The 24,886-nt window shown below is 39.2% G+C and carries 24 protein-coding genes; 1 reads left to right on the top strand and 23 read right to left on the bottom strand.

From position 1 onward, the window contains the following. Positions 1–3 precede the first annotated feature (3 nt). The 23 genes from VEZ01S_RS07170 to queC all read right to left on the bottom strand — a co-directional run bounded on the left by VEZ01S_RS07170 (position 4) and on the right by queC (position 24,155). Entirely contained in the window at positions 4–750 is a 747-nt protein-coding gene (locus tag VEZ01S_RS07170) for a glycosyltransferase family 2 protein (protein ID WP_021713352.1), read from the bottom strand. Further along, complete coding sequence (locus tag VEZ01S_RS07165) at positions 750–2,153, bottom strand: mannose-1-phosphate guanylyltransferase/mannose-6-phosphate isomerase (RefSeq protein WP_021713351.1); 1,404 nt, start codon at positions 2,151–2,153, stop codon at positions 750–752. Before VEZ01S_RS07165 ends, VEZ01S_RS07170 begins: the two co-directional genes overlap by 1 nt. A 134-nt stretch (positions 2,154–2,287) precedes the next feature. Beyond that, positions 2,288–2,752: a GDP-mannose mannosyl hydrolase gene (locus VEZ01S_RS07160; RefSeq protein ID WP_040890389.1), complete on the bottom strand. Its 465-nt coding sequence runs from the start codon at positions 2,750–2,752 to the stop codon at positions 2,288–2,290. 46 nt (positions 2,753–2,798) lie between these two features. Continuing rightward, a complete protein-coding gene (gene fcl, locus VEZ01S_RS07155) occupies positions 2,799–3,773 on the bottom strand; it encodes a GDP-L-fucose synthase (protein ID WP_021713349.1) in 975 nt (324 codons plus the stop codon). A gap of 5 nt (positions 3,774–3,778) precedes the next feature. Continuing rightward, positions 3,779–4,885, bottom strand: a complete 1,107-nt coding sequence (gmd, locus tag VEZ01S_RS07150; RefSeq protein ID WP_021713348.1) for a GDP-mannose 4,6-dehydratase — start codon at positions 4,883–4,885, stop codon at positions 3,779–3,781. Continuing rightward, the gene (locus tag VEZ01S_RS07145; protein ID WP_021713347.1) at positions 4,882–5,430 is read right to left on the bottom strand and encodes a WcaF family extracellular polysaccharide biosynthesis acetyltransferase; all 549 of its coding nucleotides are present in this window, start codon (positions 5,428–5,430) and stop codon (positions 4,882–4,884) included. Before VEZ01S_RS07145 ends, gmd begins: the two co-directional genes overlap by 4 nt. Beyond that, positions 5,427–6,332: a glycosyltransferase family 2 protein gene (locus VEZ01S_RS07140; protein ID WP_021713346.1), complete on the bottom strand. Its 906-nt coding sequence runs from the start codon at positions 6,330–6,332 to the stop codon at positions 5,427–5,429. Before VEZ01S_RS07140 ends, VEZ01S_RS07145 begins: the two co-directional genes overlap by 4 nt. Further along, positions 6,332–7,402, bottom strand: a complete 1,071-nt coding sequence (locus VEZ01S_RS07135) for a glycosyltransferase (RefSeq protein WP_021713345.1) — start codon at positions 7,400–7,402, stop codon at positions 6,332–6,334. Before VEZ01S_RS07135 ends, VEZ01S_RS07140 begins: the two co-directional genes overlap by 1 nt. Positions 7,403–7,491: 89 nt before the next feature. Beyond that, positions 7,492–8,241 (bottom strand): glycosyltransferase family 2 protein, encoded by a 750-nt coding sequence (locus tag VEZ01S_RS07130; RefSeq protein ID WP_021713344.1) that lies wholly within the window; start codon positions 8,239–8,241, stop codon positions 7,492–7,494. Positions 8,242–8,245: 4 nt separating this feature from the next. Continuing rightward, positions 8,246–9,232 (bottom strand): hypothetical protein, encoded by a 987-nt coding sequence (locus tag VEZ01S_RS07125; RefSeq protein WP_021713343.1) that lies wholly within the window; start codon positions 9,230–9,232, stop codon positions 8,246–8,248. A gap of 268 nt (positions 9,233–9,500) precedes the next feature. After that, the gene (locus VEZ01S_RS07120) at positions 9,501–10,616 is read right to left on the bottom strand and encodes a glycosyltransferase (protein WP_021713341.1); all 1,116 of its coding nucleotides are present in this window, start codon (positions 10,614–10,616) and stop codon (positions 9,501–9,503) included. Then, positions 10,588–11,616, bottom strand: a complete 1,029-nt coding sequence (locus VEZ01S_RS07115; protein ID WP_084621680.1) for a glycosyltransferase — start codon at positions 11,614–11,616, stop codon at positions 10,588–10,590. Before VEZ01S_RS07115 ends, VEZ01S_RS07120 begins: the two co-directional genes overlap by 29 nt. Beyond that, the gene (locus VEZ01S_RS07110; protein ID WP_021713339.1) at positions 11,606–12,244 is read right to left on the bottom strand and encodes an acetyltransferase; all 639 of its coding nucleotides are present in this window, start codon (positions 12,242–12,244) and stop codon (positions 11,606–11,608) included. The genes VEZ01S_RS07115 and VEZ01S_RS07110 overlap by 11 nt, the downstream gene beginning before the upstream one ends. Continuing rightward, on the bottom strand, positions 12,241–13,317 hold the full coding sequence (locus tag VEZ01S_RS07105; RefSeq protein WP_021713338.1) for a DegT/DnrJ/EryC1/StrS aminotransferase family protein: 1,077 nt from the start codon (positions 13,315–13,317) through the stop codon (positions 12,241–12,243). The genes VEZ01S_RS07110 and VEZ01S_RS07105 overlap by 4 nt, the downstream gene beginning before the upstream one ends. Continuing rightward, positions 13,318–14,748, bottom strand: a complete 1,431-nt coding sequence (locus VEZ01S_RS07100; protein ID WP_021713337.1) for a lipopolysaccharide biosynthesis protein — start codon at positions 14,746–14,748, stop codon at positions 13,318–13,320. Further along, positions 14,745–15,620 (bottom strand): glucose-1-phosphate thymidylyltransferase RfbA, encoded by an 876-nt coding sequence (rfbA, locus tag VEZ01S_RS07095; protein ID WP_021713336.1) that lies wholly within the window; start codon positions 15,618–15,620, stop codon positions 14,745–14,747. The genes VEZ01S_RS07100 and rfbA overlap by 4 nt, the downstream gene beginning before the upstream one ends. A 1-nt stretch (position 15,621) precedes the next feature. Continuing rightward, the gene (gene rfbB, locus VEZ01S_RS07090; protein WP_021713335.1) at positions 15,622–16,701 is read right to left on the bottom strand and encodes a dTDP-glucose 4,6-dehydratase; all 1,080 of its coding nucleotides are present in this window, start codon (positions 16,699–16,701) and stop codon (positions 15,622–15,624) included. 436 nt (positions 16,702–17,137) lie between these two features. Continuing rightward, positions 17,138–19,345: a polysaccharide biosynthesis tyrosine autokinase gene (locus VEZ01S_RS07085; protein ID WP_021713334.1), complete on the bottom strand. Its 2,208-nt coding sequence runs from the start codon at positions 19,343–19,345 to the stop codon at positions 17,138–17,140. A gap of 59 nt (positions 19,346–19,404) precedes the next feature. Then, positions 19,405–19,830, bottom strand: a complete 426-nt coding sequence (locus tag VEZ01S_RS07080) for an arsenate reductase/protein-tyrosine-phosphatase family protein (protein ID WP_021713333.1) — start codon at positions 19,828–19,830, stop codon at positions 19,405–19,407. Between the two features lie 26 nt (positions 19,831–19,856). Further along, a complete protein-coding gene (locus tag VEZ01S_RS07075; RefSeq protein WP_021713332.1) occupies positions 19,857–21,134 on the bottom strand; it encodes a polysaccharide export protein in 1,278 nt (425 codons plus the stop codon). A gap of 687 nt (positions 21,135–21,821) precedes the next feature. Further along, complete coding sequence (locus VEZ01S_RS07070; RefSeq protein ID WP_021713330.1) at positions 21,822–22,808, bottom strand: bile acid:sodium symporter family protein; 987 nt, start codon at positions 22,806–22,808, stop codon at positions 21,822–21,824. Positions 22,809–22,916: 108 nt separating this feature from the next. Further along, positions 22,917–23,267, bottom strand: a complete 351-nt coding sequence (locus tag VEZ01S_RS07065) for a helix-turn-helix domain-containing protein (protein ID WP_021713329.1) — start codon at positions 23,265–23,267, stop codon at positions 22,917–22,919. Positions 23,268–23,462: 195 nt separating this feature from the next. Then, entirely contained in the window at positions 23,463–24,155 is a 693-nt protein-coding gene (queC, locus tag VEZ01S_RS07060; RefSeq protein ID WP_021713328.1) for a 7-cyano-7-deazaguanine synthase QueC, read from the bottom strand. 144 nt (positions 24,156–24,299) lie between these two features. Between queC and VEZ01S_RS07055 the strand changes: the two genes are divergently transcribed. Continuing rightward, the gene (locus VEZ01S_RS07055) at positions 24,300–24,755 is read left to right on the top strand and encodes a methylglyoxal synthase (RefSeq protein ID WP_021713327.1); all 456 of its coding nucleotides are present in this window, start codon (positions 24,300–24,302) and stop codon (positions 24,753–24,755) included. The last annotated feature ends 131 nt before the right edge of the window (positions 24,756–24,886 follow it).

Here is a 24,886-nt window from a genome sequence, read left to right as displayed (position 1 = left end):
AGGTTACCTTTTAAAAAACTGAGGGATTTTTGAAATATTCTTAATTACTAATGCTGTTGGCCAAAATAATTGGTTGTTTTTTAGCGCTTGAATATCTTCTTTAGTTTTCTCAAAAATGTTTTTAAGACTGCGATTACTCGCACCACCAACGCGCATTTTAGTGACCACTTTAGGTAAATAAGTAGCCTTGATTTTATTACTCCAAAGGTAACGAAGCAAAGAATCATAATCAGCAGCAATCTTCAAACTTAAATCAAACTGGCCATGCTTTAGATACAATTCTTTTTTCATAAAGAAAGTAGGATGTGGTGGCATCCACCCAAAGCGCAATTTCTGTTGATCATACTCACCCGAAACCCATTTACGAATGACCTTAGTAGTATCATCCTTAGATACATACTCCAAATCTGCATAAACAGCCTGAGCATTGTTTCTCACCAAAGTATCGACTAAATCTTTAACCGCGTCGGGATAAGCAAACAAATCATCCGAATGTAAAAAACCAACAACATCGCCTGAAGCGTTCGCAATACCTTTGTTTAGAGCATCATAAATCCCATTATCAGGTTCAGACACAATAGTAGTAACACGCGCACAATTCTGTTGAATCACAGATACAGTATCATCTGAAGATCCACCATCAATGACTATATATTCAATATCCTCATAGGTTTGTTCATCTAGTGACTTGAGTGTATCAAGCACTGTCGCACTGCTGTTATACGTTGCAGTTACAATTGAAACCTTCACTAGTAACCTACTCCGTACTCTTCTAAGCGAACAATATCATCTTCTTCTAAGTAATTACCTGAGCGAACTTCAATGAGATGAAGCATCATCTTACCTGGGTTCTCTATTCTATGTGGAGAGCCTAACGGAATATAGGTCGATTCGTTCTCGCTTAATAAATAAGATTTTTCACCGTTAGTCACTTTAGCCGTACCTTGTACTACTACCCAGTGTTCAGCACGATGATGATGCAATTGAAGTGCCGTTTTTTCACCCGGTTTAACCCTTAAGTGCTTCACATGATAGCGATTACCTTGCGCTATCTCGTCGTGAGAGCCCCAAGGACGATATACCTCTCGATGCTGTTTAGCTTCGCAACGTCCGTTAGCTTTCAACGCATTCACTATACTCTTTACATCTTGTACTTTATCTTTATCCGCAACAAGAACCGCATCTTTAGTTTCAATAACGACTAAATTATTAACGCCCACAGTAGACACTAATTTATTTTGCGAATAGATATAACTATTTTCAGTTTGTTCAGTAAGGACATCGCCAGTAGTCACATTACCTTGTGCATTTTTTTCAGAGACTTCCCAGAGCGCACTAAAAGATCCTACGTCACTCCAACCAGCGTCCATAGGCACAACCAATGCATCCGAAGTCTGCTCCATTACCGCATAGTCAACAGACTCATCAGGACATGCTAAAAACGCTTGTTCATCAAGACGGATAAAGTCTAAATCGTTGCGCGAACCCTTCATAGCAGCTTCACATGCACTTAAAATGTCAGGACGATATTTTTTCAGCTCTTCAATGTATCGAGATGCTTGGAATAAAAACATACCACTATTCCAATAATACTCACCACTTTCTAAATAAGTATTAGCTGTAGCTAAGTCTGGCTTTTCTACAAACTGCGCAACTTGATAGGCATCCCCTTCGGCATCACCTTGTTTAATATACCCATAGCCTGTTTCTGGCTTGGTTGGTACTATACCAAAAGTGACAAGCTTACCTGATTTTGCTGACTTAACAGCGGTTTGTACTGATGCCACAAAGGCTGACGTATCTTGAATAACATGATCAGCAGCAAGTACCAATAACAAAGGGTCATTGCCATCTTTAACCGCTTCAAGCGCAGCTAAAGCTATCGCAGGCGCCGTATTTCGTCCTGTAGGTTCTAAAATAATGCCATTAGATTCAACCGCTTGCTGACGCAACTGTTCCGCCACCAAGAATCGATGTTCTTCGTTGCAAATCAGCATAGGATTGCTATGTTCAAGCCCATCGAGGCGTTGCATAGTTTCTTGCAGCATAGTCAAGTCACTGGCTAAACTAATAAACTGTTTTGGGAATAAGCTGCGCGAAAGTGGCCATAAGCGACTGCCTGAGCCACCTGCCATGATTACAGGTAAAATCATTATTAAAACCTAACTGAAATTTTTATTTATAGTTATATGATAAACGAAATTGGGCTCGATGTGGTTAAACTTAAAATGCATAAGGCAAATAGATTATGCAGAGGCACATCAATGCGGGGACAACTTGAAATGTTCTACTTTTTTAGAAAATAGTCTTTGGTGTTTTGATGTACCTTATCTGATTTTAATAAGGCCTCAACACTCCACCATTGGTATGCTTGATGCTGATCTCTCGGCAGTGCTTCTATAGCAACATCCAAAATCACTTCATACCCAAGAACAACGTAATGAGTAGAAAATTCATCCTCAGAAAAATTGTCAGTATAATGATGTTCATAAGGCCCTAAAAACCGAGCGTCTGACAACATCAGTTCTACCCCAAGCTCTGCATGGGTCAAACGTTTAAATGCGGCATCAAACGTTTCGTCTTTAAGGATTCGACCGCCAGGTACAAACCAATAGCCTTGAGCTGGCCGATTGGTGCGCTCACCAAGCAAAACATCCCCACTGGCATTTCGCACTACCAAATCCATAGAGATAAGCGGTGTAGCAGCAACGACCGTTTTAAAAGTAGTAATATCTAATCGAGTATTTTCCATAGTGTGTTCGGAACAATAATGCTCTGACAATTCAGAGCATTATTCCTTACCCTCTAAAACTGTCTTGGTTCTCTAAGAACCATTGATAGGTAACAGATAAACCTTCTTCTAGGCTCACCTGATACTGCCAACCTAAATCAGCTAATCGCGACACATCCATCAACTTGCGTGGTGTACCATCAGGTTTGGTAGTATCAAAGGCAATATCACCTTCAAAACCTACCACTTTGGCCATGGTTTCTGCCATCTCTCGAATTGTGCAATCTAAACCCGTTCCCACATTGATATGTGACAGCATAGGTTGAGTGTTAACTTGATAGGTCTCATCATCGAGTTCCATTACATGTACACTAGCCGCAGCCATATCATCTACATACAAGAACTCGCGCATTGGCGTGCCCGTACCCCACACCACTACTTCTTTATCACCATTAAGCTTCGCCTCATGGAAGCGGCGCATAATAGCTGGGATAACATGCGAATTTGCAGGGTGGAAGTTGTCATTCATTCCATACAAATTGGTTGGCATCACAGAGCGATAGTTACGACCGTATTGACGGTTGTACGACTCACATAACTTAATTCCAGCAATTTTTGAAATTGCGTACGGCTCATTAGTTTCTTCCAAAAGACCTGTAAGTAAAGCAGATTCTGTCATCGGCTGCTCTGCAAGCTTTGGATAGATACAAGATGAACCTAAGAAAAGAAGGTTTTGAACACCATTTACATGCGCGGCATGGATAATGTTGCTTTCAATCATTAAGTTTTGATAAATGAATTCTGCTGGATACGTATTATTGGCATGAATACCGCCAACCTTAGCTGCCGCTAAATAGACTTCGTCAATACCCTGCTCTGCAAAAAACTCGCCGACCGCCTTCTGATTGGTTAAATCAAGCTCCGAAGAAGTGCGCATCACCAACTCAATGTCATCACGATTTTCTAATTGACGCACAATTGCAGAGCCGACCATCCCTCGATGGCCAGCAACAAAAACACGTTTTTGTTTAGTTACAGACATAATAATTAGCTCTCAACCGAAATAGACACATCAAAACCATTCGCTTTCAGTAGCGCATGTTGTTTTGCTTTATTCAAATCTGATTGGACCATTTCAGCGCACATCTCTTCAACCGTAATTTCAGGAACCCAGCCCAGTTTCTCTTTAGCTTTAGTTGGGTCACCAAGTAGCGTCTCAACTTCTGCAGGGCGGAAGAATTTCGGATTTACTTTCACAATCACGTCACCCACAGAGACCGCTGGTGCTTTGTCTGAGTCAACCGCAACAACAGTCGCAATTTCTTCCACACCTTCGCCAGTGAACTCAAGTTCAATACCCGCTTCTTGCGCTGACATACGTACAAACTCACGTACAGAAATTTGTTTGCCCGTAGCAATGACAAAGTCATCAGCAACATCTTGTTGCAGCATCATCCACTGCATACGAACGTAGTCTTTCGCATGGCCCCAGTCACGCAGTGCGTCCATGTTACCCAGTTGCAACGCAGACTCTAGGCCTTGTGAAATGTTTGCAATCGTGCGAGTAATCTTGCGTGTTACAAACGTCTCGCCACGGCGAGGAGATTCGTGGTTAAACAAAATACCATTACACGCGTACATGCCGTAGGACTCACGGTAGTTCACCGTAATCCAATACGCATACATCTTAGCCACTGCATAAGGAGAACGAGGATAAAAAGGAGTCGTTTCACGTTGTGGGATTTCGCGTACTTCACCGTAAAGCTCTGACGTTGATGCTTGGTAGAAACGGGTCTTCTTTTCTAGACCGTTAATGCGAATAGCCTCAAGCAAACGAATGGTGCCCATCGCATCCACGTCTGCCGCGTATTCAGGCGACTCAAACGACACTGCTACATGAGACATTGCCCCTAAGTTATAAATTTCGTCAGGCTGGATTTCTTTAACAAGACGGATAAGGTTTGAACTGTCTGTCAAATCGCCATAATGAAGGTGGATGTTGTCACTGCCTTCGATAGCACCATCAATACGTTCGGTATTAAACGAAGAAGCGCGACGGATAAGACCATGTACCTCATAGCCTTTTTCTACTAATAGTTCGGCTAAATAAGAGCCATCTTGGCCTGTAATACCTGTAATAAACGCTTTTTTCATGAAATAACTCTCTCTTTTATTTTTATTGCTGGATTACCTTGATAAATACCAAGCTGATCCAAATTTTTTGTGGCTATAGAACCGACAGTAAGAATCGCCCCTCGACCTAAAGTAACCCCAGGGCAAACGACTGATTGAGCACCGACCCATGCTTCATTCTGAATATCAATCTTATCAATCATAAGATCAAAATTCTGTGTGGTAAAATCATGGTTCCCGGTGAGCAAATAACAACCTTGAGATAAACAACAGTTATCACCCACTTTGACAATATCGAGGTTGTCAATCCATACACCTTCACCGACCCAAGTATTATTACCTAATACAAGGTTCCATGGATATTTGATATTAACGTTTGGTTTAATTATCACACCATCGCCTATCTTTGCACCAAACACTCTCAGGATGATTAATTTAACCGGTATAGGTATGGGTAATAATGTGCGGAAAAAAATTGCATTGACGAATATCCAGAGAGCAATCTTAGTTTTATTCCCCGGCTGAAACCAACTATTATCATAATTCTTTAATGATACTTTACTCAAAATTCAATCCCATAGTCTTCTTTAAGAACCCTTTGAATATTGTACTTTTCTTTGCCAGCCTTCAAATATATCTCATTTATTTTCGCGTCAACCAAAAACCTATACCAGAAACCTTGTAAAAAATGCCATATCAACCCTTTTTTGCCATCTAAAAAACCAAGCTTAATAAAGTAACGAAAAATGAAATAGATAAAAGGTCTCAAGAACAAAGGCATTCCTGCATATAAGTGCTTAAGCTTTCGTTTACGTTGCTCCTGAGTCCCAAACAAGTTGGGTTTGACTTCATCATAGTTTTTAAAGCTATATATAGTATTCAGTATATCTACGGCTTCTTTGGTGGAATAGTTATTATGTTTTGTTGTCCACCACGTAAGGTCATTTTTATTATCATCAACAATATCATTTTGAAACTGGATCGTATTGCCAGAAGTAAGCTTAATATGTTCGTCCATCCAACGTTGTTCCATAACACCATCTTTGTATCGCCATATTCTAAGCAACCATGTCGGATAATAGCCACCATGCTTAATCCAACGCCCCATAAAGTTCACACGGCGCTTAATATAGATCCCTGAGCTTTCTGTTTCAATAAGTGAAATTCGTGAGTTAATTTCATCAGCTAATTCTGGCAAAATGAATTCGTCAGCATCCATTTTCATAACCCATTCAGTATCAACTGGACAATGTTCTAGCCCCCATTGAAATTGTTTAGCGTGGTTACCAGGCCAGGGGTTCTGATAAACCCTAGCACCAAGAGACTCTGCAATCTGTACTGTTGCATCTGTAGAAAATGAATCTACAATGAAAATATCACTGGTAATTGGGAGTAAAGATTTAATACAACGCTCAATGTGCTTTTCTTCATTAAAGGTTAAAATAATTACAGATATGCTTTTTTTCATTATAAACCAACCATATTTTCATATACTTTTTTGAATTGTACCGCGACATTCTTCCAATCATACTTTTCTGCCAAAGTTTTAGCGTTTCTTCTCATAGTTTCGCGATCTTTACTTAGCATCTTCATCATTGCATGCGATGTTTCTTTAATGCTATTTGGCACCCATTTCCCACAGTCGGCATCTTCAACCTCACACCACGGAGTGTTGGTACTTGCAACTATCGGAGTTCCTACCGCTAAGCTTTCAACATATACATTGCCAAAATTCTCATTATGGGAAGGTAAAACAAACAAATCAGCGTTAGATAAAAAGTCAATCTTATCCTGACCTGAAATAGGTCCAATGAAAAAAACGAATTCAGTTAACTTAAGGTTATTGACAAGAGATAAGAGTTTAGTTAACTCACCTTCATTTTCACCTGCTATTAACAATTTAGATTCAGGATATTCATTCAAAACATCGACAAATGAATTAATCAAAATATCGAACCCTTTTTTTTTCTGGATTCGACCCATTGAGACCACTATTTTTTCGGCGTCAGCATCCAAATTTAAAAACTTTTCAATGTATTGTTTCGAGGTTAATGGATTGTAATTTTGAAACTTTCCATACTCTATTCCATTAGGGATTATTTCAACTCTTGCTGTTGGAAATATTTTAAGTATCTCGTTCTTTTCTTGCTGTGCAGTCGAATGCCAAATAACATCATTCAAAAATGGGGCAATTGCATATTTCAACCAGTATGATTTGAATCTATTACCATTTTCCAAACACCACTCACCGAGGGATCCCCTTGGAGATAATATGACTTTTTTCTTGAGTATTTTTGCGTAAATTAATGAAATAGGTGTTGGAGTATTGAAAATGGATTGAATGTGCACTAAATCTGCTTGTTTAATATCTCTCCAGACATTAAAAGCGAGTGATAACGAAAATTTGTCAATGATTGTTTCGTTATAATACTTGACTCGGAAGTTTTTTAAATACAACCATTTATTAGTCTCCACATTTAACTTAGATCTCATATTTGTATTGGTAGTAGAGACTTGAATATCAATATCATGTAACATTGCCAATTCACTACATGTATGGTATGTTGAAAAAATGGGGCCACCATATACGACCGCGGGATAGAAAGATGGTATTATCAGAGATACTCTCATCGCGTCAATAATCCTTTAATTATTCTCCTAATATACATACCAATAAAAAATGGAGTATAACACAGATATTTTCTAGGTCCGAATAACTCTAAAAAAACCTTTCTATATTCTTGTTGATTTAATTTATTGCGCTGAGCACTCAAACCGCCAAGGGAATAATTCACCACAGGAAAACCAAGTTTGTATGGTTTAAATATAGATTTTCTTGATATTTCTACCAAATGCTTCCATTCTGCTTTCAACACTAGCGACTCGTCATATGGATGAAGAATATTCTTATGATAAAAAATTGCTTGATGACAAACTTTCATACCTTTTACAATACTTTTGTCACCTGTAAAGTCGACAGCTTTTATCATTCTCTTTTTTCCGCTCTCTTCTTTGGCGTATATATCACCATATATCAGGTTATATTCATTCAAATCTCTATTAAATATTTTACTAATAGTATCCGAATCCGCAAATGTATCACCAGCATTTAGGAAGTTAACATAGTCTCCTGTAGCTAACTTTATCCCCTTGTTCATCGCGTTGTAAATCCCAGTATCAGGACCGGATATTAAGTTGTTTACAGAGTTTTTAAATCTAGAAATAATCGACATCGTATTGTCATTAGATTGACCATCAACGACAATATACTGAATATTTGTATAACTTTGAGAAGATACACTTTTTAGCGTCTCTTCTATAAACTCTTCGCCGTTGTAAACAACCGTTATAACAGATACTAATGGGCTTTCATGCATAGAGCTAACATCCTTTAATAGAATTTGAGTATTTTAAACAAAACAAATTAAATGCCAATATTACTTGAAACAAATACACTTCCAACACATTTGTAGAAAGCATAGTCAAAATAACCAACAAAAATATAACAACAGCTAGCCTTCCTATTTTAATACAGGTAAACAAAAAGAAAGTTGTTAATAGAAAAAGAATAACTAAACCAACTAGACCTTGCCTAAGAAGAAAATATTGAATTGTACCATCAGTCCAAAGGTAAAATGGATTCATTCCAGATTCATAGTACATTGAAATAAAGGGAGAACTACCATAACCTAATCCTTTACCAAATAATAGTGGTATCATCCCATCATTCAGTAGTGAATTATATAATCCAATTAACACCGATATCCGTCCACCATGAGATTGGTCTAGCACATCACCTCTACCACTGACATCACTGACGAAGTTTAAAGAAATATATACAACTAGAGCAAGAAAGAACAAAGAACAAAAGTAAATTGCTAACCTCTTCTCTCTCGCTATGTTTTTTATAAGACTTATGGTTATGATTAAGACAAAGAAAAGAATACAACCAAATAAAGCAGTACGCGTACCACTGAGAAAGATGGCAATTATTATTATTGACGATAAAAATACTACTTGTGTACGACTAAATAAACTATAAACACTCCAACCAGTATAAAGAGTCACGAGCGATGCCAACATTATATAACCATTCATTTGAGAGTTCGTGAACATACCCATTAGTCGCACATTCATATTAAACCCTAAAAAATAAAACTGAAAAATAGTTACAACTGCGCTTATACAAGATAGAAAAACTATTAACTTTAAAGTTAAATGTTGATAGTAATCAACATCGTAGTTTGACTCCATATCTAACAGTGCATATATTCCAACAAATGACAGAATAGATAACAACACTCTAATATCAAAAATAACCAAAAATACAGAAAACAACTCTAAATTAGTTATAGAGCCAATAATCATGTATATTATTAAGCACGATAATAGTATCGTCACCCATCGGCATTTAGCTTTAAGTCTGTATATCCAATACATATTCCAGACAATCATCATTACATCTCGAAAGTATAACAATGGTGAAGACGATATTATTTTTATGACATGGTATGGGAATGTGCGATTGACTAGGAAGTATTCTGTCACAATCACCGCATCTCTTAAATAACAACTAAGAATAAATAGCATTAATATAACATAGGTTACTTTATACGTTCTATAATTTAATCTCATTCTATGCAACAACTACATCCAATATTTCACTCAACTGATTGTTGTAATGTTCAAGATTAAACTTATCCCGAACAAAAGCACTATTATAGTCATACATATCTATCAATTTATCATCGTCAAGCGAAACAATACTCAATAAATTTTCTTTTATATCGTTAACTTTGTAACTATGAAGAGTAAATTTTTTGATGCCATGTGGGATACCACAAGATATGGTAGTTATCGGTATAAGGCCTGACTTTATCCCTGTGAGCACTCCTGTAGCTACGCCTTCAGAACAAGAAGCTAATGCAATAAAATCACAATCATCCAAAATCCCTTCGAAATAGCTACTATTTACATCAACTAAACCATGTACAATAATTTTTTCACTAATCTGACAAATTTTCTTTAGTTCTTTTTTATTTACACCACACACATGAAGATTCACACTATTATGTGAGCTATTTACAGCTTCTATTAGAACGTCTAAACCTTTATGTACAAGACCATTAGAACCTAGCCAAAGTATATTTCTTTTTCCAGAAAATTTACTCTTAACTTTACCCTGAATAGCAGTCGGTGTTATATCAAAAAGTCTATTACGCGGTATATTGAGATTATCAATTATATACTCTTGATTATGGGACCCCATACAAACACAGTAGTCCGCGATAAGGTAATCACTTGCCGAATAATATATCCCGCTTCTAACTATATTGACTTTTTTATTGTGCCTATCTTTATAATAATTAACTCTTTCGAGTTCATTTATTAACGATGCTTCAGGGTGGCCTTCTGTACAATATAGGACTCTCTTTCCTATTTTCTTTAACTTAGCATTTCTGTAACCTGCTCCAAAGCCAAACACAAGGTCATATTCTTCATTTGATTCAAAATTATCATTACAAGAAACAATATCAACGATGAAACCATATTCTAAGAATTTATTTACTATAGACATACATTCAAGTCTGTTTGTGTTATATTTAAATGATGTGCTTTTTGCATAAAAGGCATCTGTTAAATAACATATCAAAGCCCTGGGTTTATCTGTACCATCACAACCAACATTGAATATGCTTGCACTTTTTTTTGGCATATACTTTTTAATTAACTTTTTCATTAACTTTTTCATAAAGCATTCTTTTGATAGATTGTATTTTCTTCATTATATAATTCAATGAAATGTAGTTATTGATTTTTAGAAAGATAACATATTTTAGACTAGCTGGTTTGGTGTAATTTTTATCGATGGTTTCACCCTCTAAAAGAACAGTAAACAAATACTTATTAATTAGGCATCTAAGTAAGTTCTGGTCTTTTGGTAGGAAAAATCTGACCATATCTATTCTCATACGAATTGAAGATAAATAAAACTCCAAGTTCTTATCTTTGTTGTTGCTATGAGAAGCTGAGTTCTCAAAAACTCGATATACAGCTGTTGTACGGCTAATTGAACTCGATCTACCTCTCAACAGAAGGAACAACCATAAAGGATAGTCCCCCATCCTCCATTTATTTGAGCCTGGTATCAGTTTATATTTACTATAAAACTCATCAATATATTTAGACCTAAGCATCACAGTTAATGTCGCTATATAATTATTTTTTATCAGTGTCTCAAAATTTATATCAATATTTGTATTATCAACTAATTTGTAGGAATCTGAGTCAACATGATAATAATTACATGCCGTATATACTAGCGAAACATCGCTATTTCTAAGTAGTACTTCATATTGATCATTTAATTTGTAGGGATCTACCCAAAAATCATCGCCTTCACAAAAAGATATACATTCACCACAGGCAAATCTAGAAGCATACATTAACGGCCTGAATCCACCTTTAGAGTATTGGTTTTCTTTCTGAATAATTACTCTGATTAAAGATGGATACTTCGTCTCAAAGTCTTTTATTATTTCTGTTGTTCGGTCCGTCGATGCATCGTCATGTATAATAATTTCAAATCTATAGTCTGTTATCTGTTCGAGAAAGCTGTTAATTGCGTCTGAGATATATAACTCTTGATTATATGTCGTACACACTACTGAAATATATACTTTATCAGCATATCTCCAAGATTCAGTAATTTCATTTTCAGATTTTTCACACAATGATTTACTAAGCATCATTTACCTTTAGAAACTTGGCCGGTACACCAACATGAATATGATTGTCGGGGATATCTTTAGTAACTATCGATCCAGCACCAACTATACAGTCTTTGCCTACTTTTATGTCTGGCAGTATAACTGCACCCGCACCAACTTGGCTAAAATCACCGATTTCACACCTACCCATAATTTTTGCTCCAGGTGATATTTCCACGAATTTGCCTATTTTTACATCATGACTTATCGTTACCCCTTTATTAATTAGTGTGCCATTCCCAATGCTTACACTAATTGTAATTTCACTACCAGATAAGATTACAGCGCTCTTTGAAATCTTATTATCCAACTTACCTATATGTGCTCTATTTGATATAAATCCGAAGGGCGTAAAGTCATTAAGCTCAAGAAAATTATAAATTTTCCCCCGATTTCTTGGCCCTCCAACTGCAATAATAACTTCACTTTTTCTAAACTCTTCTAGTTCGTTATTTGTTTTTAGTATTCTAAAATTGTCTGATATAAACTCGTCATGCACTTTAGAAATATTGTCAAAGAAAACGACATTATAACATTGATAATCGTGATCAATATGATTGAGTAGTTCCTTTGCTAATCCTTTTGCGCCATACAATATGAACTTTTTCATAGTATATCTCTTAGCTCTAATAGAACCTTTTTAATATCAACTTTTTGTAAATGAGCATGCATTGGCAAACACAAAATTCGTTCTGATGCCGAAGTGCTGTTTTTAGAACCATAATTATGGCTGTCTACGAAGATTTTATCTAGCGACGGTTCAAAGTAGTGCCTTGATTGTATATTTCGCTCCAATAATCCTTTTGTTACTACACTCAATTCCTCTTTGCTTTGTAGGAGTATTGGCATGTAAGCTCCATTTGCATTAGCCTCTGGGTGCCACAAGGGCAGATCTACTATATCTTTTAAGCCTTCGCAGTACATGTGGAAAAGCTCAGCGCGATGGGACAGTATATTGTCAATTTCTTCCAAGTTTACTAAGCCAACTGCAGCTTGATATTCGTTCATTTTAGCGTTAATTCCGACATCCACCACGCCACGCCCCGGACGAATTCCAAAATTAATTATTTCTTCAGCTTTTTCAAAGTTGCTTCTGTCTTTAAAAACTATGGCACCACCTTCAACTGTATGAAATATCTTCGTCGCGTGAAAACTCAATGTACTAGCGTCTCCATATTTCAATACAGAATCGTTACCTAACTTAATACCAAAAGCATGCGCAGCGTCATAAATGATTTGAAAATTGTTTTCCTCACTAAGTTTATCCAAAGCCTCGACATCACAAGGGTTGCCGTATACATGAGTCGCTACCAATGTATCCGCTTTACATCCCTTCCGATACGCAAGCCGCACAGACTCTGGTGAGAGATTTAACGATTGTTTATCAACATCGGCAAAAGCAAGCTCGTCTTTTTGCCATTTAAAAGCACTTACTGTCGCAACGAAACTAAATGGTGTTGAAAGTATAGAGTTTGACCCAATAGCATGAGCCGCCACTTGAAGTGCTGAGGTGCCATTATTTGTCAAAAGTAAATTTTTGACACCCAAGTAATCTTCAAGCTTTTCAGTTAGTTCTTGGTGAAGTGGTCCAAAATTTGTGTACCAACCGTTTTCGTTAATCTGCTCAAGTAGATTGGCTAGTTTCTTTAGATTAGGTTTGACTGGACTGTTTAAGGCAATCATTTATGCACCCTTCAATAATGTTCTTACTTCGATGATTAGTGACTTTTGAAAAGTCACCATTAATATTGCATAACACAATAATTCAGCGGTTAGCATAGTGATAATCGATAACCAGTTCTCCATTATACCCGCCCCAAACTGATAGCCTATAACAGCCGAAATGGTTGTGATTATAACAATTGGTAACAATGTCGAAAGTTGCATAAACTGAGTGATAGTTGACAACTTTGCCGTGTAGTAGGTGTTAATAATCAATGCAAAGTATGAAGTCAATACCATCCCAATACAGATTGCTTTTATACCTATTGGTACAGTGATAAATAACATCATCGTCACGTTAATTTTTTTTATTATTTCAAGTTTAAGAAAAAGATCAGAACGGCCTTTTACTTGTAGCATATTTAGATTAATTACTTGAATTGGATATAGTACGAATCCTAAAGTTAAAATGCTTATTAGTGGTGCAGTTTCCTGCCATTTTTCTCCCAACAAAAGACTGATCAATGGTTCAGCACTTATACAAAGTCCAAACATTATAGGAAAAATAATCAGGCAAGAAATTTGAAGTGATTTTAAGTATGCGTTATCTAATTTAGCGCTATCTCCTTGCATAGCACTCAGCATTGGGAAAGTTACCTTTTGAATAACACTAGTAATGGTCCCGGCGGGTAATAAGGATAACGTTTTTGCTTGGTTGAAAACACCCAACTGCGACGCACTAAACAACTTACCAATAATTAGTCCGTATATGTTGTTATATATGGTATCAAGTAGTCCGGATAGCAATAATTTATAACCAAAACCAAACAAATCTATAAATGATTCCTTGCAAGCCTTTTCCACTGGACGCCAAGGAGACAACAAATTCAACATGAATACGCTTATCGTTGCGGATACTATTTGCTGTGAGACCAAAGCCCATACACCAAATCCACTGAACGCCATTACCAAGCCTACGCCACCACTACAAATAAGTGCTGTCACATTTGCCTTAGCTTGGCTTTTAAAATTGAGCGCTACCGTTAGTTTAGTCCTCGGTATAATAGCAAACGTGTTGATAATGATAGTTAGAGCTATCACTCTCGTTAAACTTACTAACCCTGATTGCTGGTAAAAGTTAGCAATCAGCGGCGCAGATATAAATAACAAACCATAACAGATAAACGATATGACCAAAGAAAAGTAAAAAGTGGTTGAATAATCTTTCTCGGTTCTATCTACCTTGCGGATTAACGCCGCGTTGAATCCACTATTCACAAATACACCAGCAACAGCAATAAAAATGGCTAGCATCGCCACTAAACCATAGTCTGTCGGTCCTAGTATATTCGCTAGAGTTAAGCTGATAACGACACCGATGGCCTGATTACCAAAATTATCTATCGCGCTCCAAAAAAAGCCTGACTTAACTTGTTGCTTACTGTGACTCATCTATTTTCCACAAGGTCTAATAAATACCGGCCATACTCGTTCTTACACATAGGTTGTGCAAGTTCTGCAACTTGCTCTGAAGTCAACCAACCATTACGCCAAGCTATCTCTTCCAAACTTGCAATCTTTAACCCTTGAACATGTTGAATAGTTTGTACAAAGTTCGAGGCTTCGTTAAGGCTCTCATGAGTGCCAGTGTCTAACCAAGCAAATCCACGACCTAAAAGCTCAACATTCAATGTGTTTTCATTCAAATACATCTGATTAATGCTCGTTATTTCTAACTCACCTCTCTCAGAAGGCTGTACTTTTTTAGCTTTACTGACCACAGAGTTGTCATAAAAATACAAACCTGTCACTGCATAATTTGATTTTGGAGTTTCAGGCTTTTCTTCAATCGAGAGTGCTCGCTTTTGTTTATCAAATTCAACTACTCCAAACCGCTCTGGGTCTTTCACGTGGTAGCCAAATACCGTCGCACCTTGCTTACGAGCGATATCACCTGCATTTGTTAAAATTTCAGGAAATCCTTGCCCGTAAAATATGTTATCTCCTAAAACCAAGCACACCGGTGAGCCATCAATGAACTCTTCACCAATAATAAATGCTTGAGCTAATCCTTCAGGGCTCGGTTGCACCGCAAAGCTTAGGTTAATACCAAAATCACTCCCATCACCCAAAATACGCTTAAAACCTTGTTGATCTTCTGGCGTAGTGATGATCAGAATGTCTCGTATGCCTGCAAGCATCAAGGTTGATATTGGGTAATACACCATTGGTTTATCGTAAAGCGGCAGCAACTGCTTAGACACACCGCGAGTAATTGGGTACAGACGTGTGCCTGAACCTCCTGCAAGAACAATACCTTTCATGTTATTTGTTCACTCCTAAACGCTCGCCCGCGTATGAGCCATCAAGCACTCGGCTCCACCACTCTTTGTTGTTTAAGTACCATTCGACGGTTTTACGAATGCCCGATTCAAATGTCTCTTCTGGCGTCCAGCCTAACTCACGCTCAATTTTAGAAGCGTCTATCGCGTAGCGCGCATCGTGTCCTGGACGGTCGGTTACGTAGGTGATCAGAGATTCGAACCCACCAAGATTCCCGCCTGCGCGGGAATGACAATTGGTCGGTACTAGTTCTTCTAAAAGTGAACAAATGGTTTTCACTACTTCAATGTTGGCTTTTTCGTTATGACCGCCGATGTTGTAAGTTTCACCTACCACACCTTCCGTAACCACTTTGTATAGCGCTCTCGCATGATCTTCAACAAACAACCAATCACGGATTTGCATGCCATCGCCATAAACCGGCAAGGCTTTGCCATCTAACGCATTTAGAATCATTAGAGGAATGAGTTTTTCTGGGAAGTGATACGGACCGTAGTTATTCGAGCAGTTCGTTACGATTGTCGGCAGTCCATAAGTACGAAGCCAAGCACGAACTAAATGATCACTCGAAGCTTTTGATGCCGAGTAAGGACTTGATGGTTCATAAGAGGTAGTTTCTGTGAACAAGTCATCAGTACCTTCTAAATCACCGTACACTTCATCGGTTGAGATGTGGTGGAAGCGAAATGCTGTTTTGTCTGCTTCATCTAATCCATTCCAATAAGCACGAGTGGCTTCAAGCAAGGTGTAGGTGCCCACAATGTTGGTTTCGATAAATGCCGCTGGACCATCAATTGAACGGTCGACATGAGACTCGGCGGCAAGGTGCATCACCGCATCCGGTTTGTGCTCGGCGAACACTCGATCCAATTGTGAGCGATCACAAATGTTCACTTGTTCAAAAGCGTAACGCTCATTGGAATCGACGTCCTGAAGTGACTCTAGATTACCTGCGTAAGTGAGGCTGTCTACGTTGATCACGCTGTCAGACGTGTTTTGAATGATGTGGCGAACCACGGCGGATCCAATAAAGCCAGCACCGCCAGTGACGAGTATTTTCATGGAATTTCTCTTATGATTGTATTTTTTGACCATCGCCACGAGCGTGGCGATAGGTTAAATAGTGGGTTTTTTCTGACGAAAGTGTCTCAGTTATTTTAATGCCACTGAGACACTTTTTATCCATTTTGAGACAGCCGATTTTACGCTAGCCCTTGCAAACCCTAGATTTCACTTACTTTATGAAACTAGCCCCAATAGGTCCCTGTAAATATCTATAGTGATATGCGTCTGAGTTTTTAGTAGGCTACAAACTATCTAGCCAACTCGTTACACTTCACCGTATTAAGGGGTCTCACCGTATTAAGGGGTCGTTGCCACTAAGATCCCGGATAATTGCTACGCAACTTCCGGGATGACAGCTTGTATAAAGTCGAGCGTAAATATCTATATCAACTAGAATATAACGTTACTATGCCGAGGGTTTAAATACTTGGTATTATGCGTCACTCTTGTACGCATAGTTGTAATACCCATACGTGTAGTAACTTGACGCAGTTTTCTCAACAGCATTCAAAATAACACCTTTAGTTTCAACACCTGCTTGCTCTAAGCGATCAGCTGCTACTTCAAGTTCTTTAGTCGATGTAATACCAAATCGAGACACCATCAAAGTTGTACCACTATGGCGGCCCACAATTGCAGCATCCGTTACAGCAAGTACAGGCGGTGTATCAATAAGAACGATATCGTAGTTCTCGCTTGCCCACTCTACTAATTCAGTAAATCTACCGTGCATTAGCAGCTCTGATGGATTTGGTGGTGTTTTACCTTTTGTAATAAGGTCAAGATTATCCGCGATACCGTAGTGAATCACGTCTTCAATTTTATGTGTATTCGCTAGGCAGCCTGAAAGACCGTGGGTATGTTCTAAAGCAACGCTATATCCGATGTGGCCTTTTCGTAAGTCAGCATCGATAATAAGTACCTTTTGACCACTGCTAGCGATAACAGCAGCGAAATTACTAGCAACGAATGATTTACCTATACCTGGTGATGGGCCGGTGATCATGATTACGTTGTTTTTTGCTTCCATCATTGCAAAGTGCAAACTAGTGCGCAGGGAGCGCAGGGCTTCGATTGATAAATCAGCCGGGTTTACCAGTGATAAAAAGGCTTGTTCAGCACTGCGTTTTTTACCTGATTTTCTTAGTTTTCGATAAGACTTATCAATTTTATCTTGTTGTTCTGATTTTGGAATGGTGGCATAAACCGACATACCAATTTCTTCAATTTGGTCTGGGCTTTCTACGCCGCGGTGGAATGCAGCGCGAAGTAATACAAATGCTACGCTTAACATGCCGCCAAGAAGAGTGGCTAATACTGCAATTAGTGGTTTCTTCGGTTTAACCGCTAAGCCATTTGAAGCGGCTTTATCAAGAATGCGCACGTTGCCTACAGTACTTGCTTTAACAATGGCAAGTTCTTGAGATTTGTTAAGCAACTGGACATAAATTTCTTGGTTTACTTGCACGTCACGAGTTAAACGCAGTACTTCACGCTGGGTTTTTGGAAGCTTTTTGATTTTTGCTTCTAGCTGATGTTTTTGTTTAAGCAACGTTTGACGTTTTTCTAGTACCGCAACATAAGCAGGGTGTTGTTTGGTAAAGCGCTGTGCTAGTTCACTTTCTTTGAATGTCAGTTCATTAAGTTGTGATTCTAGTTCAACCATCACTTTTAAGGTTGATTGCGCTTCTAGGCCTAAATCTACAGATTCGTTGTCTTGGCGATATTTATTTAGCGCATCTTCATTAATGGTTAGTTGCTGTTTAATTTCAGGCAGTTTCGTTTTTAGGAACTTGAGGCTGTTTTCAGCTTCGGCTGCGTTTCTATCTACGTTTTGTAGGAAATAATTAGTTGCAACGTCATTTAGTAGATCAATGTTTTGTTGAGAGTCAGGGCCTTCAAAGCCAAAGGATAAAATACCAGATTGTTTACCGCGTTCAGACACTGACAAATTAGACGCTAGCCAATTAATAGCAGTGAGTTTAGAGCGTTGTGATAAGTTGAAAACCTGACCTTGTTTACCAGAAAGGTATGAAACAAAGATAGAGAATGCGGCTTGATCGCCTGTTGCTGAGACTTGAGAAGATTTAGCTAACTCCCCTACTTTCCCTTTTAGAATCAGTTTTTCGTTAGCATCGACTAGTGAATACTCACCAGTTTGTGCATTATCGAGGGTAAGTTGATAGCCGCCCGTTTCAGCATATTCAGGGATGTTAAATCGTTCTACTTTTATGTAGGCTTCTTTACCTAAGCGCATAGCTAAGCCTTTACCAATAACTGGTAAGTAATCAGGCTTTGCAACCGTAGTTAGGTTAAATTTATCTACAGTTTTGCTCAAAACCATACGAGATTTGATAATCTCAATTTCAGTGGCAGCGTTAGACTCTTGAGCAAACATGTCGCTCAAGCCTTCGCTCAGGGCTGGCATACCGCTGTTTTTCTGTTCTACTTGAATTAATGCGTCTGCTTTATAAATTGGGGTCGCCAATAGCGCATAGGTCACGCCTAATGCAGCAAAGATGAAAGTAGTAACAATGATGATCCACTTACCATCAAGCAACAGGCCAAGCAATTTACCAAGATCGATTACGTCAGGTTGTGGAGTTTGTTGTGAACGATTTGCACGAGTGTTTTGGGTCATGAGAAATAGGTTCTAGCTCAGGTAAGTAAATTAGTAAATTTAGGTTTGAGTGGCGTGCGTTACAGGCGTTTTATCCACTCTTTTGCTGACTTATCAATTAAGCCATACACGTGTTCAAATGCTTCTCGACTTTGCTTGTAAGGATCAGGGATTTCTTTGTTTATCCAATGTCCATAAAGCATGGTTTTTCCGCGAGCAGCTGGGGCTAATTTGGTAATGGCATCAATGTGACCTTTTTCCATAACTAAAATAAGGTCGTTGTCTGCAATCATTTTAGTCGTTATTTGGCGCGCAACATGGTTAGTTAAGTCTAAATCGTTGTTTGCTGATACTGTGACAGAGTTTTCATCAGCTGGTTTATCAACCAATGCACCCAATCCAGCCGAAGTGACCTTTTTTGCTGGCAATGCCTGCTTTAGAATCTCTTCGCCAATGGGGCTACGGCAAATGTTACCAATGCACACTACCAATATGTTGTTGAACATGAATTTAGTCCTGTTGCGCTGATTTATTACCAGTTATGAATTCTGACTGCTAGCTCAGTTAGGTCATTTAAACCGCTGATGGTAGGCAACAATTGACTAACCACACGGTTGTATTGCACGATTGGCGCCGCCGTTACATACACCACATCATAGGGCTCAAGCTCAAATTCTGTGCCTGTCACCAATGCGGTTGCGTCACTGATATCCAATTGGTATACGTTTGCGACGATATGTTCAGGTCTTGATTGTTTACCTTGCTCAGCAAGTTGTTGATTTTTTGCTTCAAGGTCGCGCTTTTCTTCATCAGTTAAAGCTTGATCACGAACTTGCGCAAGATACGCTTCGTGCGCTTTATCGCGCTGGCCACTACGCACAACAAATACGCCTGTTGCGTTAGCCGCTAGTTCATTAATGCCACCCACTTCACTAAGTGCTTCAGTCAGTGTCATACCAGAACGATCAATTTTAAGCAGTTTAGGATCTTTTACTTCGCCAAGCACGAATACCTTCTGCGCATCGTTACGAGGCACATGAATAATATCGCCTTTTCTTAACAAACGGTTTTGGGTTAAATCGCCATTTTGCATTAGATCATGCAAAGACAGTGTTTCTGATTTACCTTGACGCGTTAAGGTGACGTTGCGCCAATCTGCCTCGCCGGTTAAACCACCCGCTTGGTTGATTGCATCCAAGAAAGTTAATGGGATATTGGTAATTGGCTGATAACCAGGAGTGTCAACTTCACCTGTTACATACGCTTTTTGCGAGCGGAATGCTGCAATGTTAACTTCAATTTGAGGGCTTTCGATATATTTAGCAATGCGCTTAGTGATGTCTTTGCGCACTTGTGAGGTAGTTTTACCTGCTACTTCTACGAAACCAATATAAGGATAGAAGATTGTGCCATCGGCACGAACCCAGTGCCCTGCTTCTTCTGCACTTCGGTATGAGCCTGATGGGATCGTTAATTCTGGATGATCCCAAACTGTGATATTTAGAATATCGCCACGGCCAATAATGTACTCATAATTAGCTGCTTCTGCATCTAACACAGGGTTGCTAAGAGAATGAGCTTCCACGGCAGCAAACGACGCGTAACGATTCACAAAAGAGGGAGATAAAGGATATACGTTAACGACGTTGACTGGTGTTTGTGCCAGCTCTTGCTCAGACATGTTTGATTCGTCTGGCGTAGTGTTAATTACTTGCTTATTGTCTAAATCGACAGTTGAGCCCGGCATAGTACAGCCTGAGATGGCTAGCAATGTTGCCAAAGGCAAGACTGTTTTAAAGATTGGTTTCATAATTAATGGCTTACAGGCAGATAAGTCTATTTCGGGTTGCGATATAGTACAGGAAAAATGACAGTTTGGGTACGCTACCGCCCGGAGGATTATTCGAAATTCCACGATTCGGTAGTGTTATTAAATTGTTGTATTAACTACTTGATTTTTTGTATGGCCATTGCTTTAGCTATTTGTAACACAAATAAGCCAAATACCCACACAGTTGCATAAACGCTATTTTATGCGATTAAGAATAAACACGAAGTTCATCTCAACACTATAAACAAAAATATATGCGCCAGTAACGAATAATTATTCGTAAGTGGCTTTTCATCAAGCTTAGGTCTCTTCCATATGAGACTTTTCATGCTTATATTGGCATGAACTCTTTAGAATAGGTCTCATTGCTTCAATAAATATTCAATAGTCAACATTTCATTTAAGCGCGGAATTCTACGAAAAGGATGTGACAAAAAAATGACGGCATCACAATTAGTAATACTTATTAGGTAGCAGTCTACCTCTAAAACAACGTCCATTTCAACAAAACTCGTAAAGTTACAAAAAAGCCCACAAGAAATTGATTTGTAGATCACAAAATGCAACATTCACAACAACGATCCCCTAATCATACCGAGTATCTACTTGTCTTTTTAAGAGTAAATTTTTATTACAAATCTCATTTTTTATGAAACTCAATAGCAATTATCTCGGCTCAACCGCTACCTTGGCATAACGATTTGCCAAAATGGCACAGTAAAAGATTTGCAAAGGGTGATAGAGCATTATGGGCAATAGAATCATGCCTAGGTTGGGGTTATGAGCAAAAATCACTTTTGCCATCGGAATACCTGCGGCGAGGGTTTTCTTTGAACCACAAAATACCGCGGTCACTTCATCTTGATGATGAAAGCCGACTTTTTTAGCGCCCCATTGTATGCTGTGCACCATAACCACCAGCACGAGAAAACAAAGCACAATCGAAGCGATTAGCAGGGGAAGCGAGAAGTCACTCCATATCCCGTGTTCAATGGAGTCACAAAATGCACTATAGACGATAGTAAGGATGACATACTTATCTAGCTTGTTGACCACGCTTTTATGCTTTTGTGTCCACTCTAACAACCAAGGGCGTAGCAGTTGGCCTAAGATCATAGGTAACAGCAGCATCTTAGAAATTGAGATAACGGAATCTAATAGGTTTAGGTCTGCCCCTTCCATTCCCATAAAAGCTTGAATAAGCAAGGGCGTGATAAATACGCCTAAGATGCTAGACAACGAAGCATTAAAGATGGCGCCGGGGAGATTGCCTTTACCTATCGCGGTCATGGCAACGGAAGAGGAAATGGTGCTCGGTAGTACAAATAGATAGCAAAAGCCGAAAGCTAATGCTGCGGGCATGTAAGCTAGCATTTCTTTGCCGAACACTAACCATAACAATGGATAAGCGACAAAGGTGGAGCACTGCACATAGATATGAAGCTTCCAATTGCTGACACCATCAGCTATCGCTTTTGGTGATAAGCCTAAGCCATGCAAAAAGAACACTAGCGCAATGCCTAGAACGGTAAGGGTATCAAGGTGCAGCACTCCGCCGCTTTTTCCCCAGTTAGGTGTCAGTATCGCTAGCGCGATGGCCAACACCATACCCACTAAAAACCACTCTTTCTTAAGCTTGCTCAGTAAGTCCATTTTGCACATCTCAATTTGCTGATTGTATGAAGACGTACAAGATGCTAACTATTTTTATAGGGTTAAGCTACACATAGTAGCAAAATTATTGAGTGCTCAGATGCCAGGTTACACACCAACGCGGTGTTCGTATTCCACCACCACTTGGTTACCGTCTACATACACATTGCGAATGTCACCATCTACCGACATTCTTGAGCATAAAGTAATGACGCTGTTTTCTACGGTCACGTTCGCACGCAGTGAAGGAATCGCATAAGCGGCATCCACTTTTAAATATTCGCAAAAACGAGTGACAAACGGATAAGACAGCGGCGCTCTTCCACGCAGTAATTGTCCAAATTCGGCCTGTGATACCCCTAGCTTTCTTGAAATATCCATTTGTGTGAGGCGCATTTTGGCTTTTTGCGACATCCAAGTGTCATAGAGGGCGGTGCGGTCTTGTTCGGTAAATTCCATGGCATTGTTCAGAGTCTAGTTCAGTTAGCAGTAGTGTCTCTTATGCACAAAGTTGATTGTCAAATCAGCGTTAGCTTAGTGTAAGGGGAAACCAAGAGATGATTTGATTTGTTTTAATTTGATAGAAGAATAGAAAGTGGATTCTGGAAAACAGAACACATTACCCAGAATCCATCTCAAAGCTATAAAAGACGCTTAGATTTTCGTCTTTTTCTCTTGATACGCTGCCATCACTTGCGTCGCATTCTGTTGATAATCCGTCAACCCTTTGGCTCTCAGATCGCAAGCCGGACAATCCCCACAACCCGAACCGACAATGCCGTTGTAGCAAGTTAGAGTGTGGTCTCGCACCAGTTCAAGTGCATTGTAGCTATCGGCCATCGCCCAAGTTTCAGCTTTGTTCAGCCACATCAGTGGCGTATTAACCTGTAACGGGTAATCCATACCTTGCGCCAACGCTGAGTTCATGGTTTTTACAAACTCATCTCGGCAATCTGGGTAGCCCGAAAAATCGGTTTCACAAACGCCAGTAATGAGCGTTTTCGCGCCCACTTGATAGGCGTAGATACCCGCCAAAGTCAAAAACAGAATATTGCGTCCCGGTACAAATGAGTTTGGCAGGCCATTTTCAGCCAGTTCATGAGACACAGGAATATCATCGCGCGTTAATGAACTCACAGCCAGTTCGTTAAGTAGGGTGACGTCCATAACCTTATGCGCTTTCACCCCTAACTGTTTTGCTAGGCATTTCGCCACTTCAATTTCTTGACGGTGACGCTGGCCGTAGTCGTAAGTAATGGCATGCACTTCATCATATTGAGTTAAGGCTTGCACTAGGCACGTGGTTGAGTCTTGGCCTCCACTGAAAATTACGACGGCTTTGTTCATGATCTGTTTTCCTGCTGATATTGTGTCAATCGCGCACAATCTAACAAATTTGTGTGATAAAACAAATTTATACTTCTACCTCACAATGTCAATCCGACTAATGGTAGACTCTAATTAAAATAATAAACATTAGGTAACGACACCATGGAAAAAACAACCCGCACCATGAACAAGCGAAAGCAGGTTGCGCTTGTGGCTCACGACCACTACAAACAAGAGCTGCTACAGTGGACTATTGAAAACAAAGAAAAATTAACCAAGCATTCATTGTACGCGACGGGGACTACTGGCAATTTGTTACACCGCGAAACGGGGCTTGAAATCCAAAGTTTAATGAGTGGCCCTATGGGTGGCGATCAACAGTTGGGCGCATTAATTGCCGAAGGTAACATTGATGTCATGATCTTTTTCTGGGACCCACTAAACGCCGCTCCCCATGATCCTGATGTGAAAGCTCTGCTACGTATTGCCAGTGTTTGGAATATCCCTGTTGCCACAAACCGCGCCACGGCTCGCTTCTTGTTTGACTCGTCTTTGATTGACGAAGAAGTTGAGATTAAGATCCCGGATTACCAAAGCTATTTGGCAAAACGTACTTAAGCGAAACACCCTTCAGCTCTAGTACGCGACAGTTCAAATCAGAAAATAAAAAACCTCGGAAATGACTCCATTATTAAGGAAGCGATTTTCGAGGTTATTTTTTTGCTTTGTTCGCCTTTGTTTTACTCACA

Origin of the sequence: Vibrio ezurae NBRC 102218, from assembly GCF_000467185.1 — a bacterium.
Taxonomy (GTDB): Bacteria; Pseudomonadota; Gammaproteobacteria; order Enterobacterales; family Vibrionaceae; genus Vibrio; species Vibrio ezurae.
This window is presented reverse-complemented; position numbering and strand designations above follow the sequence as displayed.